12 protein-coding genes are annotated in these 17527 nt (G+C 58.5%); 7 read left to right on the forward strand and 5 right to left on the reverse strand.

Annotation, left to right across the window (positions count from 1 at the left end; genetic code table 11):
* Nucleotides 1-92: 92 nt before the first annotated feature.
* A complete protein-coding gene (locus P8935_RS06020) occupies nt 93-1802 on the reverse strand; it encodes a D-aminoacylase (RefSeq protein ID WP_348264087.1) in 1710 nt (569 codons plus the stop codon).
* Between the two features lie 324 nt (nt 1803-2126).
* On the opposite strand from P8935_RS06020, the gene P8935_RS06025 reads away from it, so the two are divergent.
* A complete protein-coding gene (locus P8935_RS06025; RefSeq protein ID WP_348264088.1) occupies nt 2127-2627 on the forward strand; it encodes a polymer-forming cytoskeletal protein in 501 nt (166 codons plus the stop codon).
* A gap of 127 nt (nt 2628-2754) precedes the next feature.
* Here P8935_RS06025 and murJ read toward each other — a convergent pair whose 3' ends face one another.
* A complete protein-coding gene (murJ, locus tag P8935_RS06030) occupies nt 2755-4335 on the reverse strand; it encodes a murein biosynthesis integral membrane protein MurJ (RefSeq protein ID WP_348264089.1) in 1581 nt (526 codons plus the stop codon).
* Nucleotides 4336-4558: 223 nt separating this feature from the next.
* Here murJ and P8935_RS06035 point away from each other — a divergent pair, with 223 nt between their 5' ends.
* The gene (locus P8935_RS06035; protein ID WP_348264090.1) at nt 4559-6742 is read left to right on the forward strand and encodes a prolyl oligopeptidase family serine peptidase; all 2184 of its coding nucleotides are present in this window, start codon (nt 4559-4561) and stop codon (nt 6740-6742) included.
* Between the two features lie 247 nt (nt 6743-6989).
* Nucleotides 6990-7529, forward strand: a complete 540-nt coding sequence (locus tag P8935_RS06040) for a hypothetical protein (RefSeq protein ID WP_348264091.1) — start codon at nt 6990-6992, stop codon at nt 7527-7529.
* A 29-nt stretch (nt 7530-7558) separates the two neighbouring features.
* Here P8935_RS06040 and P8935_RS06045 read toward each other — a convergent pair whose 3' ends face one another.
* Both P8935_RS06045 and P8935_RS06050 read right to left on the reverse strand, forming a co-directional pair.
* The gene (locus P8935_RS06045; protein ID WP_348264092.1) at nt 7559-9031 is read right to left on the reverse strand and encodes a class I SAM-dependent rRNA methyltransferase; all 1473 of its coding nucleotides are present in this window, start codon (nt 9029-9031) and stop codon (nt 7559-7561) included.
* Between the two features lie 52 nt (nt 9032-9083).
* A complete protein-coding gene (locus P8935_RS06050) occupies nt 9084-9512 on the reverse strand; it encodes a c-type cytochrome (protein ID WP_348264093.1) in 429 nt (142 codons plus the stop codon).
* Between the two features lie 344 nt (nt 9513-9856).
* On the opposite strand from P8935_RS06050, the gene P8935_RS06055 reads away from it, so the two are divergent.
* Together P8935_RS06055 and P8935_RS06060 are read left to right on the forward strand one after the other, a co-directional pair.
* On the forward strand, nt 9857-12163 hold the full coding sequence (locus P8935_RS06055) for a bifunctional (p)ppGpp synthetase/guanosine-3',5'-bis(diphosphate) 3'-pyrophosphohydrolase (protein WP_348264094.1): 2307 nt from the start codon (nt 9857-9859) through the stop codon (nt 12161-12163).
* Nucleotides 12164-12418: 255 nt separating this feature from the next.
* A complete protein-coding gene (locus P8935_RS06060) occupies nt 12419-12763 on the forward strand; it encodes a hypothetical protein (protein WP_348264095.1) in 345 nt (114 codons plus the stop codon).
* 15 nt (nt 12764-12778) lie between these two features.
* On the opposite strand, the gene P8935_RS06065 is transcribed toward P8935_RS06060, so the two are convergent.
* Nucleotides 12779-15262 (reverse strand): ABC transporter permease, encoded by a 2484-nt coding sequence (locus tag P8935_RS06065; protein WP_348264096.1) that lies wholly within the window; start codon nt 15260-15262, stop codon nt 12779-12781.
* Between the two features lie 123 nt (nt 15263-15385).
* On the opposite strand from P8935_RS06065, the gene mmuM reads away from it, so the two are divergent.
* The gene (gene mmuM / locus P8935_RS06070; RefSeq protein ID WP_348264097.1) at nt 15386-16309 is read left to right on the forward strand and encodes a homocysteine S-methyltransferase; all 924 of its coding nucleotides are present in this window, start codon (nt 15386-15388) and stop codon (nt 16307-16309) included.
* Nucleotides 16310-16417: 108 nt separating this feature from the next.
* Nucleotides 16418-17521 carry a carboxypeptidase-like regulatory domain-containing protein gene (locus P8935_RS06075; protein ID WP_348264098.1) on the forward strand — a complete coding sequence of 368 codons (1104 nt, stop codon included), beginning with the start codon at nt 16418-16420 and terminating at the stop codon, nt 17519-17521.
* Nucleotides 17522-17527 lie beyond the last annotated feature (6 nt).

Raw genomic sequence — 17527 nt, forward strand, 5'->3', positions numbered from 1 at the left:
ATCCGGGGCGAATTACCGCCAACTCGTCAGTAACAAACCAATAGATGGCCCTACATGGGCCGACGCGGCGTGTCCGCTTTCGGGGCTCTCTGCTATGGCCGATACCCCGACCCCCGCAGCACCTTCCCCGGCAGCGCCCCGGTCATCTTGCCCTGCGCGATCACCGGCACCCCATTCACCAGCACATATTCCATTCCCACCGAGAGCTGATTGGGCTCCTCGAACGTTGCCTTGTCCGTAATCTTCTCCGGATCGAAGACCACCACATCGCCCCACATCCCCTGCTTCAGCACCCCGCGATCCGTCAGCCGCATCCTCTGCGCCGGCAACGCCGAAAACTTGCGAATCGCATCCGCCAGCGTCAGTTCCTTCTCTTCGCGCACATACTTGCGCAGAACCCGCGGAAACGTCCCATAAGCCCGCGGATGCGGATGCTCACCGCCCAGAATCCCTTCGGGCGCTGTCCCCTGCGAGTCGTTGTCAAACGACACCCACGGCTGTTTCAGCGCCAGCTTCACATCCGGCTCATCCATGCCGAACACCGCAACCTCGGTGAACCCCTTGTCCTTGATCAACAGATCGCACAGAGCATCAATCGCATCCTCATGCCATAGCGCAGCCACATCTGAAAGCCGCTTCCCCTGCAGCGGAACCAACTCCGGATTCTGCACCACCGCAATCAGAATGGCCTCCGGCCCGGGAACCTCCTGCCACTCGTTATCCCAGTCCTCACCTGCTGAATCCTTGCCGTTGCTGGTCATATCTTTGCGAATTCGCGCCCGCATCGCCGGATCTTTTAAGCGCTCCACCAGCTTCACATCGCCGCCATCATGCGCCCACGGCGGAACAAATGCAGAGAACGTGTTGAACCAAGCTGTATACGCATAGGTATTCGCACTCACATCCACGCCTGCAGCCCGCGCCGCATTGATGCGATCGATTATCTGCGGCATCTTTCCCCAGTTCGCTTTTCCGGCGGCTTTCAAATGCCAGATCTCTACCGGAATCTGCGCCTCACGTCCAATCCGCGTTGCTTCATCAATCGACTCCAGCACCGCATCGCCCTCACTGCGCATGTGCGTCGCATAGATGCCGCCATACTTCGACGCCTCGCGCGCCAGCGCAATCAACTCCTCTGTCTTCGCATAAGGAGCAGGCGTGTACTGCAGCGCCGTTGACAAGCCCATCGCCCCATCACGCATCGCCTGGTCGACGAGCTTTTTCATCTGCTCCAGTTGCTCTTGCGTCGGCTGCACATCCGCATCCCCCAGCACCATCCTCCGCACTGAAGTCGCACCCACATACGTCGCGAGGTTAATCCCCATGCCCTGTTTCTCAAGCCGAGCAAAATACTCACGCAGAGTGTGCCAGTCCGGCGTGATGTGCAGATGCGCGTAGCCCGAGTGATCCGCCGTCAGCATCGCATCGTTCAACGGAGCCACCGAGCCGCCCTCGCCCGTGATCTCCGTCGTGATTCCCTGGTAGATCTTCGACGGCAGCCGCGGATCAACAAGGATCGTCAACTCCGATTGCCCCAGCATGTCGATGAATCCGGGCGCAACCACCTTTCCCTGCGCGTCAATCTTCTGTTTCGCCGCCGCGCCGCTCAAGTCGCCGATCGCCGCAATCCGCCCGTCGCGAATCCCCACATCCCCTGAGTACCAGGGTGAACCCGTCCCATCGATTATCTGACCGTGCAGGATTACTACGTCGAAAGGTCCCTGCTTTTCCTGCTCTTGAGCGCCAAGCGCAATTGAGCCCAACATTCCCACAGCACAAAACAGCGCAAAATTTCTGGCCATCGATAGCATCAGGTTCCTCTTATGGTTCGAGTTTTTTAGGTAAATCACCGCGATTCATCGGGTTTGCTCTCATGCGTGTTGTCACTGCTGGCTACCATATGACGTCCGTACTCTTGGCATTCGTGCAGAATCGCCCAATCGTCTTACAATAACGGGAACAACCATGCTTGGTAAGTCCGGGCAAGGACTACCATAAGACAGTGAGGATGCAGTGCCCCTGCGAGCACGGGCCGCGTCCGCGAAATTTTACTCGGGTCCCTTAGTGGCCCATGCCTTGGCACCCTCAGTCCCGTTAGGACAGAAAAGGAAATTGCATTGAGCGCTATGTGGAAACCCACCCAACAAGGCCAATCCCCCTCTCCGACACCGACCCCCGAGCAGCCTTCTGCTCGTCCGGTGCCGGTGCAGCAGCCCACCATTGATACACCGCGCGCGGCCACATCTTCTGTCGGCGAGCAAGCCAGCATCAGCAAAGGCCTCTCCATCAAGGGCGAGATTACCGGCACTGAATCGCTCTTCATCGACGGCAAGGTCGAGGGCAGCATCAGCATTCCCGGCAATCGCGTCACTGTGGGCAAAAACGGCAATGTCACGGCCAGCATCAGCGCCCGCGAGATCGTCGTCCTTGGCAAACTCAAGGGCAACGTGAACGCCACTGACCGCGTCGACATCCGTGCCGAAGGCGCCCTGACCGGCGACGTGGCGGCAGCCCGCATCAGCATTGAGGATGGCGCGTTCTTCAAGGGCGGCATCGACATCCGCAAGCCCGATTCGAAGCCAACCGCCGTCCAGTCCGAACCCGCTAAGGTTGCGGCACACTCGTAAGTCTCCGTAGCTCTCCTTGGGACCGCGCGGACCCCTGCCCAGGCAGGGGTCCCGGTGCCTTATGTCTCCTCACGTTCAATCCGGAGCGTGGCGGAGATCTGGGGGCCCGATCTCCATCTGGAAAGCATCAAGCCAGGCGCAACCGCTTCATCATCACCTTGGGCAACGCAGACCCCGTCCTGGTCAGCACCCATAACGTGATCCCGCCCCAGAGCAAGCCACCCGCAAGCAGGACTGCCAAGTCGATCAAGCGCTGGTGACCAGTGATGTTCATTCTCGGAAACAGTTCGCCGGCCATCCACGAAAACACAATCCAGGTAATGGCACCGCCCGTCAGCGCCGCAGCCACGCAGCGCGCCATTTCGCGATAGTCGAGGCTCGCGAGCGAGACCATCTTCCGCTGATGCAGAAGAAAACCGATAGTCAGCGTCTGCAGTCCAATCCCCAGGTCTGAAGCAAATGCCAGTCCCATCGCTCCGTAACCGCGGAAAAAACCTGCATAAATCGGCAGTGAGATCAGCGTAATGATGGTTCCAGCCACCATCGGCGCAAATGTATTGCCCGCGGCATAAAACGCGCGCGAGTAAATGGACTGCGCAGACCACAAAAACAGCGAGATAGAAAACACCGCAAAGTACGCCGCGCATTCACGCGCATCCGCCGTGGAAAATCGCCCGCCCACAAACAGCAAATCAATCGCCGGTTTTCCGAGCGCGATCATCCCTGACGCTGCGAGCAATCCCATACAAGTTACGCGAGACACCGAATCCGCCACCGCGCTGGCAAATTCAAATCGCTGCTTCTTTGCCCACAAACTCGCGAAAAAGGGCATCGAAGCTGCCCCCGCAGCCTGCGCCAGCATCGACATCGGTGCAGTGAACAACCGCTTCGCATACGTCATCAGCGAAATCGCCCCGCTTGTATTGGAGGCAAAATGCGCGATGATCCAGTTGTCCGCCGTCACCAGCGATACTCCGATGATCAACGGCAGGGAAAGCCGCACCCATTCGTGCAATCCCTCGTCATGCCAGTCGAGTATCGGTCTGTAGCGGACCCCCGCTCGCCGTGCAAAAACCGCATTCAGCAGAAACGGCCCCAGTAGCGCACCAGCCACTGTTCCGAGGGCAAGCGAGGAGATACCCAGTCGTTTCACCAGCAGGATGCCTCCGACGATTGTGCCCAGGTTGTAGATAAGAGGTGTAATCGCTTGAATGGTGAATCGTTTCCGCACCAGCAGCACCGCGCCAAAAACTCCACCCGCAAAAAAGAACAGCTGCGCCGGAAGTAGAATCCGCGTAAGGCTGACGCACAAGGCGGCTTTCTTTTCATCGAATCCACTGAACCACCAATGCACATACCAAGGCGCCAAAATCTCAGCCAGCACCAGCGCTCCGCCCAGCACCAGGAACATTGTTGTCAAAATCACGGATAGCGACCGCGTGCCCTCTTCTTCCCGGCCCGAATCCCTGTAACGCGTGAGAATGGTGACAAAGGTGATCGAAGCGGCCCCGCCTACCAGGAAGTACGAGATCATGTCCGGCAGTTGAAATGCCGCCAGGAACGCATCCGCCTCCATGCCGCGTCCGAACACCCAGGCGATGTACATGTTCCGCACCAGCCCGAACACGCTCGACAGAAACGTCGACGCCATCAGCACCACCGTGGCGGTAAATGCCGTATGAGCATGCGAGGGCCGCAGAACGCGCATGACCCGCGACATCCTAGTTGGTTTGTCGGCCGGACGCGATTGAGTTGGCTGGGATTCTTCCACTGCAGTCGATTCTACCGGGGTGAAGATTGCAGTGCGGCGCAATGCAATGAGGAGTAAACATGCGGTGCCAACGGCGTCACCTCATGGCCGCGACTCACAATCATCACTGAGCGCGCGTTTAGCCATTTGCCCCGCGTATCCTTTCCGTAGGGGGTTCTCGATGCGGCGCATCGCTGGTCTCGTATTCATCCTTCTCCTCGGCTACACCGCTCTCGCGCAGTCCATCCATGGCCGCGACGGCACCTCCCTCCCTGCACCACCCGCAGTCGAACCGAACCCGGTCATCGACAACTATTTCGGTACCAAAATCACCGACAATTATCGTTGGCTTGAAGATGCGAAGAGCACAGAGACCCGTTCCTTCATCGACGAACAGAACGCCTATACCACGCGCTACCTCAAACAGAACCACCTCCGCAACCAGGTGCAGGACGATCTCGATCCGCTGGAACACACCTCCCGCTGGTCGATCCCCATCCAGCGCGCAGGCAACTATTACTTCATGAAGCGTCTTGCCGGCGAAGAACAGGCTTCCATCTACATGCGTCACGGCTGGACAGGCGCATCCAACGCCCAGCACGGAGCCATCTCACCACCTAAAGACGAACGCCTCGTCGATCCCGCCGCCTTCAGTCGCGATCCCAACACCTCTGTCCGTCTCGCCGATGTCTCGCGCGATGGCATGTTTCTCGCCTACCAGGTTCGCCAGGGTGGTGCCGACGAGGCAACCGTCCGCATCTACGGCCTCGCGAAAAAGAAGCCATTGGAAGATGAACTCCCGGCCGGAATTTACTACTCCATCGTCTTCACACCGGACGGCAAAGGCATCTACTACGCGCGCAACGATCGCAAAGGAACTCTTCTCTACTTACACATCATTGGCATGCGCACTGCCGCCGACAAGCTCATCTTCGGTCGCGAATTTCATGGTGAACTTCTCGGCCCCATCGACCTCTTTCGAGCTGAAATCACCGACGACGCCCATTACCTCGTCATCAGCATCGAGCGTGGCGTTCCTGCCAAGCGTGTCGACATCTGCTTCCGCGATCTGACAAAGCCCGGTTCACCGTTCGAAGTTCTCGTGTGGGGCCTCGACTCGCGGTTCGCAACCATCTATGCGAGGGGCGCCTGGTACATTCGCACCGACTACAACTCTCCCAACGGCCGCATCCTCCGCGCCGACCCGGGCATCATGCCCGAAGCGTGGAAATCCATCGTGCCCGAAGGCAAGGATGTCATCGAGACGTTCTCCATCGTCGGCAGCAAGATTTACGTCAAGCGCCTCCGCGACGTGAAGTCTGAAACCAGTGTCTATACCCTCGATGGCAAGTCTGCAGGCGCCATCGACTACGAAGGAATTGGCTCAGCCTCTGGCGTCTCCGGCCGACCTTCCGATCGCTACGGTTTCTTCAGCTTCGAGTCCTACATTCAGCCGCCCACCATCTATCGCATCGACACAACCACCGGCAAGCGCGAACTTTTCGCCGAACCCAAAACCCCCTTCGACACCGCGCAGTATGAGCTCAAGCAGGTCTTCTTCAAATCAAACGACGGCACCCAAATTCCTATGTTCATCGCCGGCAAGAAGGGCCTCCCGCAGGATGGATCAGCCCGTCTGCTCATGACCGGCTACGGCGGCTTCAACCTCAGCGAGACGCCAACTTGGAATCCTGCGTGGGCCTGGTGGATTCAGCAGGGCGGGTACTTCGCCGTTCCCAACATGCGGGGCGGTGGCGAATACGGCGAAAGCTGGCACGAACAAGGTATGTTCGAGAAAAAGCAGAACGTCTTCGACGACTGGTTTGCGGCGGCCCGCTATCTCATTGATCAGAAGTACACATCGCCGCAGCACTTCGCCATCACTGGCCGCTCCAATGGCGGCCTGCTTATGGGAGCGTCCATCGCCCAGCATCCGGAATTATTTTCTGCCGTGTGGTGCGGCTATCCCCTGCTCGACATGCTGCGCTATCAAAAATTCGAACAGGGTCCCCACTGGACCACCGAGTATGGTTCTGCCGAAAACGAAAAGCAGTTTCCATATCTATACAAATATTCGCCCTATCAGAACGTGAAGCCACGCGCCGATTATCCAGCAGTAATGTTCTTCACCGGCGACAGCGACACTCGCGTGGATCCGCTCCACGCTCGCAAGATGACTGCACTGCTCCAGAGCGTCTCCACCAGCGGCCGTCCCGTGCTACTCCACTACAGCCTCGCGGGCGGTCACTCCGCAGGCGTTAGCGTCGAACAGCAGATCCAGGACGATGCCGACCAACTCGCATTCCTATGGACAGAGACGGGCACTCCCGCAAAAACCAAGACAAATAGAGACAGCGCGAAATAATCTCGGTTTACCTCGGTGCTCGGATTCGGTCGCCGAAACCGCGATTCCGTTCTGAATAAGGGCATGACCTCAGTCATGCTTAATCGCGACAAGCGATGAAGGCTTCGGCCGCTGAGTATTTCGCTGTAACATCGACGATGTCCCATTTTGAAACTTGCAAAAATCTTTTCAAATCCGGGAATCCCAGCGCTCGGCACATTACGAAATCTACTGAATCTGCTTTAGCCCCCGCCTATCCTCATAGGCGATGTCCGAATCAGTACAAACCCCGACGACGAAGAGCGCGAGTAGCTTCGCCAGCCTCCTCGAATCGTTCACCGGGGCGGCCAAAAAGACCAATCAGCTATGGGATGACAGCTTACTCTCTGACGATGTCGCCACCATCACCTACGAGCAGGCTCTCCGCTCTCACCGTCGTGTTCCGCCTGCTTCTCCATTGCGCGAAAGCGAATCTCAATCCGCAGCAGCAATTGCGATACCGCAACCACGCCCCCTCTCGGCCCCCAGAAGATGCAAGTCTGCCAGCATCACCATTCGACTTACGAAGGAAGAAGAAGCTCAACTTCACCAGCGTGCGGCCGCTGCGCATCTCAGCGTCTCTGCCTACCTGCGCTCCTGCATCTTCGAAGCCGAAAGCCTGCGCGCACAGGTCAAGGAAGCCTTGTCGCAGATGAGATCGACGATTACGGAAGAGAAAAAAGTCTGCCAGAAAGAATCATCGGAGCAGGCGTCGAGTTGGCGCTCGCGATTTCTTCCACGGTGGTCACGGGATCGCGAGTCGGCCTGATTCACATCGCAGCGCGATCCGGAAGCGCCTTACTCCACTTCCAACACCAGGCACTTGAGGTATTCGGTCTCCGGCAGATTCAACACCACCGGATGGTCGAGCGCTGCCCCTCGTCTCTCCAGCAACCGCACCCGCCGATGCGCATCAGAAGCTGCTGCGGCGACCGCGCCCACCAGATCCTTCCACCCCACATGATGACTGCACGAACAAGTGATCAGCAGTCCACCCGGTCGCGCCATCTTCAGCGCACGCAGATTCAGCTCTTTATAACCGCGCAGCGCTCCCTCCACCGCACGCTGTGTCTTCGCAAATGCCGGAGGATCGAGCACGATCGTGTCATACTTCTCTCCACCCTCTGACCAGTCGCGGAGAATATCAAACGCGTCGCCCGCGACCCAGTCCACGTCCGCCTTCAACCGCTCCCGATTCGCCACGAGATTCTGCTCAGCCACTTCAAGTGACGCACGCGACGCATCGATGCCCGTTACGGTTTTGCATACTGTGGCCAGATGCAGAGCGAATCCACCTTGATAGCAACAGACATCCAGCGCGCGTCCCGTAGTGCCAAGACGTTCCGCCCACTCCCGCGCAGCTTTGTAGTTGGCACGTTGATCGAGAAAGGCACCCGTCTTCTGTCCCGCATCCGCGTCGAAATGAAACACCAGACCATTCAACCGGAAGTGCGAACCCAGATGTGCCTTGCTGTCTTTTTCAGCTGACTCTGCGCCGCGCAAATAAAGTGCCTCCGCGGTTGGGGCCGACAGCCCCTCTAACTCACGCATCCGCGGATCAGGCCGTTCCACAATTGCAACCGGAGCCAGTTCCTCGCGCAGCACGCGCACGCACACATCGCGCACTGCCGCAGAATCCAGTCCCTTGGTCAGCAGTTGCAGAATCACCAGCTCGCCGTATTTGTCGACGACCAATCCCGGCAGTTCGTCCGCCTCGCTGAAGCAAAGCCGGCAAGCATCCGTCTCCGCCGTGAGCATTGGCCTGCGCCGCGCAATCGCAATGCGAAGCCGCTCAGCCAGAAGCTTCAGCCACTTCGCCTCACCGACCGCCTCCCGAGACACCAGGCGCAGCGCGATCTGCGAAGCCGGGCTATAGAGCGCAGTCCCAAGCAGCAATCCGCGACTATCCGCCACGGGCAGCAATGCAGGGGCGCCACCTTCGCCCGCATTCAGCGATTCCACATCCGATGCGTATACCCACACATGCCCCGCACGCAGCCGATCTGCCGCACGCCTGCTGATACGCGCACCCACTCCGTGCTCCTGCGTATTTGGCTTGCCCGTTCCCGGTCGATCCGTCCCGCGTTGCTGTGGGCGGTTAGCTTTGCCTGGTGGTTTAACTGCAGAGTAGGGAACTCGCTTCGGCTCGTGTACTGCGGACCTCTCGTCGGGCCGCCGCTTATCATCCGTGCGGTGGAAAGGCGCCTTCGGCTTGGTTGCCGTCGGCGCCTTCTCGTTCTTCGCAGGTCCCGGTCGTTTTGCCTTCGTCATCTCGCTCCCTCGGGCTCGTCGCCTTTGCCGGGAGCAGTATGGCCGCCGGCGGTTACTTTACCTGAATGCTTTGCAGGTAGCGAGTCAGATTGCTGATTCTGAGTTGCTTGTCCTGAACGTTCGCCCGGTTCATACTACCAAGGATCGGTCCCCATATAGGCATCGTTGCCGTTCCGTGCGCCGGCACTTCCGCACCAAACTGCAGAATCGCGGCTACATGCGCGTCAGGGAATTTTCCTTGGTTGTTCTTCTGGATTACCGTCAGATCAGTCGGCTGACTCTTGAGCGAAGCAGCTACCGGCCCATGGCCTTTGCCGTCAGTACCATGGCATGGAGCGCAATAGCTCGTGTACATCTGCTTCGCGTCGGTCGAAGCGGTTCTGTCGACCGGTATGACTACTTTGGATGGTGCTTGATCTGCAAAGCTCAAGCTCGCCGCCAGCAATGTGGCCGCAGCTGTAACTGAGAGGGCTTTCAGCATAAATTCCTCGGTTCTGGACCTCTAGTCCGTTCGTCACTCTACTCCCGTTTCATACACGACCGGCAGTGATGGCGAACACAATCTCAACTACCTAAAGGTGTGAAGTTATAAGCAAATTTAGTTAATAACGCAATAGAAATTGCTCTTTTACTTAATATCATTAGTCAATTGACCTATTATCCCGATCCGCGATTCCGGCCGCAAGAACGACTCAATCGATTCCCGCCGGGTCGTGACCTTGCGATGTGGTCGCCGCACATGTGCGATGACCTTCCTGATTGCAATGCGGGTCACCCGTCCTTGCGGGTTCAGGCGTGCGCAACGATTGCGGCCTATAATGAAGTATGGCGACAGTCCGGCAGCCCACTCCGGCAGAGCTTTCCAGCGCCCCCGCCGAGTTGGTGGCGCCCCCTGCACCTGCCCGCCCGGTTTTTGACCAGGCCGCCATCGATCGCCGTATCGAGCTTCTTCTCCGCCACGTTCAGGCCAATCGACCCACTGAAGACGTTGAACTTATCCGCAAGGCTTGGGAATTCTGCGTAAAGCATCATCAAGGCCAGATGCGCGCTTCCGGCGAGCCATACATCATCCATCCGCTTGAAGTAGCTGAAGTTCTGGCCGAAATGAAGATGGACTCGACAGCCATCGCTGCTGGTCTCCTTCACGACGCCGTTGAAGACACCCCCGCGACAAGCGAGCAGATTGAAGCCGACTTTGGCGATCAGGTAGCCCACATCGTCGAAGGCGTCACCAAAATCGACAAGATTCAGTTCGCCAACCGCGAAGACCGCCAGGCGGAGAACGTCCGCAAGATGCTCCTCGCCATGGTCACCGACGTCCGCGTAGTGCTCATCAAGCTCGCCGACCGCCTTCACAACATGCGTACGCTCGAGCACCTGCAGCCTGACCGCCGCGAAGCCATCGCCCGCGAAACCCTCGACATTTACGCCCCACTCGCTCATCGCCTCGGCATGGGCAAAGTGCGCGGCGAACTCGAAGACCTGGCCTTCCGTTACACCGATCCGGTCAGCTTCGAAAAGGTAGCCGAAGCCGTCGAGGCGCAGCGCACTGAAGGCGAGCAGTTCCTCCGTGGCGTCGAAGACACCCTTGTCGAGCAACTCCGCGAAAACAACGTCGAGGCGCGCGTGGAGTGGCGCATCAAGCGCTACTACTCCATCTTTCAAAAGCTGCAGCGCTCAAAAGTCACATTCGATCAGGTCTACGATCTCCTCGCGGTCCGCATCATTACGCAGGATGTAGCTTCGTGCTACGCCGTCTTTGGCCTCATTCACACGCTGTGGCGTCCCGTGCCCGGACGTATCAAGGACTTCATCGCCATTCCTCGCGCCAACCGCTATCAATCCCTCCACACCACGGTCATCGGCGAAGGCGGCCATCAATTCGAAGTGCAGATCCGCACTGAAGAAATGCACCGCATCGCCGAAGAGGGAATCGCCGCGCACTGGAAGTACAAGTCCAAGGATGGCGTAGTAACCGCCCGCGACGAAGAGCGCCTTAACTGGATCCGCCAGCTCGTCGAGTGGCAGAAAGAAATGACGGATCCCAACGAATTCCTCTCCAGCCTGAAAATGGACCTCTACCCCGACGAGGTCTACACCTTCACGCCTAAAGGAAAAGTCGTTGTTGTCCCCGCCGACGGCACGCCCGTCGATTTCGCTTACACCATTCACACGGAGGTCGGCCACACCTGCGTCGGAGCCAAGGTCAACGGCCGCATGGTGCCTCTTCGTACAAAGCTGCGCACCGGCGACATCGTAGAAATCGTCACGCAGAAAGATCACAAGCCCAGCCGCGACTGGCTCACCTTCGTCAAGAGTCCCCGCGCCCGCAATAAAATCAAGCACTGGCTCAATGAAGACCAGCGCCGTCGCGCCGTCGAAATCGGCCGCAAACTACTGGAGCGCGAAGCACGCCGCTTCAAAGTCCCCATGAGCCAGATCGACGACCAGGATCTGGCCCGCATCGCCAACGAATACGGCGTAGCCACGGCAGCCGACTTGCTCGCGACTCTTGGCGCGGGCAAGCACTCAGCGCATCAGGTCCTCAACAAGCTCGCCCCGGGCTACGCCAACCCGCCAGACGGCTCGCAGACCGCTGAGCCACAGCAGCCCGGCACCGTCGAGCAGGCCATGTCCGACGCGGTGCGCAAGCTTCATCTCACTGGGTCTGACTCACTTCAGGTCGAAGGCCAGAACGATCTGCTCGTCTACCGCGCGCGCTGTTGCAATCCCATTCGCGGCGAAGAAATCGTCGGCTACGTCACCCGCGGCAAAGGCGTCGCCGTGCACGCACGCAGTTGTCCCAACGTCCAGAACCTGCTTTACGAGAGCGACCGCCGCATCAACGTCGAATGGTCCCGCGTAGGCGACGAGAGCAGTCGCGCTCAACGATATCCCGTCAAAATCACCGTCTTCTGCGACGACCGCACCGGCATGTTGAAAGAACTGACCGCCGTCATCTCCGATGACAACACCAATATTCGCGGCGTCGACATCCATCACGACGACAACGGCGAAGCAGTCATAGAGTTCATCGTAGAAGCTGAAGACCTCCGCCACCTCAACCGCATGGTCCTGGGTATCCGCCGCGTCCAAGGCGTCCGTACCGTCCAGCGCACCCAGAAACTCTAAACCCCCGCCGCAAATCTCTCTCTAAACATCGCCGTCATCCCGACTTCATACTCCGTCATCCTCAGCGAGTCGAAGGATCTGCGGCTGTTCTCAGCGCATATCCGTACAAAGCCGGGTGCCCCATTCATGACACAGATTCATCGTGGCATGAGTGGGAAGGAACGAATCAGAGCGGTAGTCACCCGTGAATGCTCGTCGCGAACCTAGCCCCAGCGCTGTACCATTCCAACAACCGCAGTTGCAGGAGGCATTCTCGTGGCAACTCTCTTCTGCTGGTTCGCAATCACCCTGCTCGTAGCCTGCGCCATCCTCGAGTTCACGCAGTGGCGCGTCATCGGTACCAGGCTCCTGATTCTCTTTCCAGCGGTCCTCTGCCTCAGCCTCCTGCTCGATCTCTCACACGGAGTTACCAAACTAGGACAGGCCGCCTACAACTCCGATCTCCGCACACTCCCGATCCTGCTCATCTTCCTCGCCATCGCGATACTCGCTGCCCTGCGCTCCGCTTGGCGTTGGCTGTTCTGGATAGTGTGGCTGATCGGCGCCGCCCTCTGCTCGATCGCTATCTATCTCACTTTTTTCTGGAAAGTTTTCAGCTGATTCGAACGTCACGCCCTACTCGTTTCGCAACGCCGACACCGGATTAATCGCCGCGGCCCGTCGCGCCGGAATGCACGTTCCCGCGACCGCCAGCATGGGCAGAATGCACGCCGCCGCTATCAGCGTTACCGGATCGAACTGAGAGGTCTGCACCAGTTGTTCCTTCGCCAGACGCCCCGCGAGAAAGGCGAGCGGGAGCCCAATCCCCACGCCCAACAGTCCCAGCAGAAACGCCTGTCGCAACACCATCCACATCACCTGCGAACGGTTCGCCCCCAGAGCCATGCGGATCCCAATCTCATGCGTCCGTTCTGAAGTCACGAACGACAGCACGCCATAAATCCCCACCAGCGACAGCAGCAGAGCCGCCGCCGCAAATGTCCCGAACAGCGCCAGTGAGAACCGCGGCCCCGCATAGCCATAGCGATCGAGCATCTGCTGCAGTGTCATGATCTCCGAAATCGGCTGATCCTTATCGATCGCGTGTACCGTCTGCCGCATTGGATTCACCAGCACGTCCGCCGGAAGCGAAGTCGAAACGATCAGGCTGTTGGTTGCCGCAGGCGCGGCCGTATACGGCAAAAAGACATGCGGAAAATTCTCCCGGAAGCCGACGAAGAAGGGCAGATCGCTCACCACTCCAACCACGGTGAACGCGTCGCTCTCCAGTTTCGTTTTTCCATCCGGTTTGAACTCCGGCAGATGTATCGTTCTGCCCAGCGCATTCTCTCCGGCAAAGTATCGCTGCGCAAAATTCTGCGTAATCACCGCTTCGTGTGCAGCCGCTGAAACCTCACGCGCATCGATAAAGTGCCCCTGCAGCACTTTCATGCGCGCCATTTCCAAAAATGTAGGATCGGTCAGATGAATCGCCACTACGCGTTTGTCCGTTGGCTCGCCGCCAATCTGCACGCGGTCCGCGTAAATATCCATGAACGGAAACGCAGCATCTACGGTCGCGGCACTCACGCCTGGCATCGCCTGCGCGCGGTCAAGCAATTGTCTGAAGAACAAGGTCCGGCTCTCCGCTGTTGGATAGCGCACATCGGCCAGTGGAATCTCTAGCATCAGCGTGCGATCCGGAGTGAAGGGAACCGGAACGTTTTCGACTGCCATCAACGAGCGCACCATCAGTCCCGCCAGCATCAGCAGAACCAGCGAGAGGGAAATCTCCGTCACCACAAACCCGCTCAGAATCCGCCGTTGCGTCCGGCTGTCCGACGAACGAAAACTATTCAGCACTGACGCCAGCCGTGGCCGCGCGCTGTGCCAAGCAGGAAACGTTCCGAAGATCAAAACCGTTCCCAGCGCGATAGCCAGCGAGCCAAGCAGCACTGGAACATTCATGGTGATCAGTGCTTCATCCGGAATCGTGTCGGTCGGAACAATTCGCAGTATCGCCTGCAATCCCAGGTAGGCGCACCCGAGCGCAATCGGGAACGCGAACAGAGCCAGCAACACTGACTCCGTCAAGGCATGTCGCACCAACCTCAAGCGCGAAGCGCCAATCGAAGCGCGCACCACGTACTCGTGTTCCCTCGTCACGGCCTTCGCCAGTAGCAGGCTCGACACGTTCACGCAGGAGATGAACAAAAGCACGAACACCGATCCAAGCAGCAAATACAAAACGCTGGCCAGGCCCGACTTGAACATCTCATTGAAAGGCAGAATTCCAAAGCGCAAATCTTTCGGAAAAATGAACGGCTCAGTCTGTGCGAACTCTTGAAAAATGGGCGTTAATTCCGCCGCAGCCTGGGCGTCCGTTACGCCCGGCTTCAGTCTTCCCACGAGTGCGAAATGCCGCTGCCCCTCCACTGCCTGCTCGTTGGTCATCAGTATCGGCAGATAAACATCCGCGCCGCGCCATAGAAAGCGCGGCGGCATCACGCCGATCACCGTGCGCGCATGATGATCCACCTGCAATACCTGCCCGATCACCGAATTACTGCCGCCGTAATGCGCCTGCCAATAGCGATAACTCAGCAGCGCCACTTCGCCGTGTCCTGGGCGAACATCGTCTTCCATCGTCGCCCGCCCCAATATCGGCTTCACGCCCAGAACGTCAAATGTGTTCGGCGTGATGTAGTTCCCGCGGACGCGCTCAGGCTCAAATTTGCCCGTGATCTCGACCATGCCTACCGTTGACGCCGTGACGCCGTTAAAGATGTTCGTCTTTGTGGCAATCTCATTGAACTGCTGCGGCGTGTACGCGCGCCATCCGCACTCGGCACGATCCGGAAAGCACAGCTTGGGCGTTGCCAGCGTGTGCACATCCTTGTAGGGAAACGGATCGATCAGCACGCCGTAGGCAACCGTGAAAACCGCGCTCGACGCGCTGATACCCAGCGCCAGCGTCAGCACAATCGTGACGAAGAATCCGGGGCTTTTGCCTAGATGACGAATGGAATAACGCAGATCCTGCAGCATCGATGCGAGCCGGAACGCGGCGATCTCATGCGCCAGTTCTTTCATGAAAGATCGCATGCTTCCCAGAGCCATGAAATAGCCTCTCACAGCATTTATTGCCGCGGCAACAACCATCTTGCAACCTCGCATCGTCGCAGCCCGATTCACTCTTCCAACAGCGCGGTCAATCTTAGTGCTCGGCGCTACCATGTTTGTATGCGTGCCGGAACTTCAATTGCCGATGCCCTACGCTCTGCACACGTCCTCGACGGCGGCATGGCTTCGGAACTCGAATACCTCGGAGCCAACATCGATGGCCCGCTCTGGTCTGCGCATGTTCTCGAAGATGCTCCCGAAAAAATAGTAGCCGTCCATCGTGCCTACATCGAGGCCGGCGCCGACATCATTGAAACCGCCAGCTACCAGGTGTCGCGCATGGGCTATGCCGAGGTGGGCCTTGATCCCGCCCTCGCCGGTGCTGCGTTGCTTCGATCTGTCTCGCTCGCTCGCGAGGCGGCCTCTGCGGCTCACGGCAAACGCGTCCTCATCGCTGCGTCGCTCGGCCCCTACGGCGCGGCTCTGCACAATGGTGCCGAATACCACGGCAACTACACGTGCACGTTCGCCGATCTCATAGCATTTCACGCAGATCGCATCAAGATACTCGCGAATGCGAATGGGCAAGAATCTCCCGATCTGCTGGCGTTCGAAACTCTGCCGTCGCTTGTGGAGGCTGTGGCCATTGGCCAGGCGCTCAAGCCATATCCTGAACTCGCCGCATGGTTCACCTTCACATGCGTAGATCAGGAGCACGTGGCGCACGGCGAACCTCTTCGTCAATGCGCCGCAGCAGTCGCAGCTTTCCCGCAGACTACAGCGGTCGGTGTCAATTGCACGCATCCCACATTGATTTCTGCGCTGATCGCCGAACTCCGCGCCGCATCCGACAAGCCCATCGTTGTCTATCCCAACTCTGGCGAAGGCTGGGATGCGCAAAATCGCTGCTGGACCGGTACCGGCGACCCCGCCTCCTTTGCATCGCAAGCCGCAGACTGGCTCGCAGCCGGCGCACAGATTATTGGCGGATGTTGCCGCACCCGACCCGCGCATATTCACCAAGTGGCACGCCTCTTCCCGTAATCAATCACATGGCGAAGATGACGTGAATATGACGAACAAAACGTACCACCCATCCCGGCGCTACTGCGTCTTACTGGAGAGGAAGTTCTGTCGCAATGAGGTTCGTGTTTGTTTACGTCCGCTTATCCAGCTAGATTATTCGTCTTCTCTGCTTCGATTCTGCTGAGTTCCACAAATCTGTTGCAGCCAGCCGCCCACGCACAGGAAAGTCCTGCGCTTGCGCTTCCCAATGCGCCCGAGCCCGAACAGTCTGTTGCTCAATCTGTGCCAGCCACTCCGCAACAGGCCGCCGCCGCAGGCAAGATCACCGGCACCATCGTCGATGCAGACGGCGCCGTAGTGCAAGGCGCGCATGTAGAACTTACCGGTCCCTCTGGAGTATCAGCTGCCCAGATCTCCGGCAGGGATGGGCAGTATGTCTTCCCCGGTCTTCCTGCAGGCGATTACGAAATCACCGTCACCGGAAAGGGAATGAGCTCCGCTGCCTCCGGAGATATCGCGCTCGGCGCGGGCGAATACCGCACCTTGCCAAACATCGCTCTCGTCGTCTCCGGTGGCGTCACCAGCGTTACTGTTTCCGGCGACAAGGAAGAACTTTCCCGCGAACAAGAGCACATCGCCGTCCAGCAGCGCGTCATCGGCGTCATTCCAAATTTCTACAGTTCCTACGACTGGAACGCTCCGCCGATGCTCGCCAAGCAAAAATTTCAACTGAGCGCGCGTGGTCTCATCGATCCCGTTTCATTTCTCGCTGTCGCCGGCATCGCAGGAGCAGAGCAGAACCGCAACATCTTTCCTTCCTATGGAGGCGGAATTGAAGGCTACGGCAAACGCTACGGTGCTGCAATGGCGAACCGAGTCTCCGGCGCGCTCTTAGGCCGAGCTGTCTACCCCGCCATCTTCCATCAGGATCCGCGCTATTTCTATAAAGGGAAGGGAAGTATCAAGTCGCGTGCACTTTACGCTATCTCCGCAGCCGTCATGACGCGCAGCGATAGCGGACGGTGGGAACCTAACTACTCGCAGGTCCTCGGCAACTTCTCCGCCGCCGCACTTTCGAATCTCTACTACCCTCAGGCGGATCGTGGAGGATCGTTAGTGCTGCTCAACGGATTATCGGAAACAGGCGGAAACGCCGTGTCCAATCTAATCCGCGAATTCCTTCTAAAACCGCTCACGTCCCATGCCAACAACGCCAACGGCCAACCATGAGAGTTC

Source organism: Telmatobacter sp. DSM 110680, from assembly GCF_039994875.1.
Lineage (GTDB): Bacteria > Acidobacteriota > Terriglobia > Terriglobales > Acidobacteriaceae > Telmatobacter.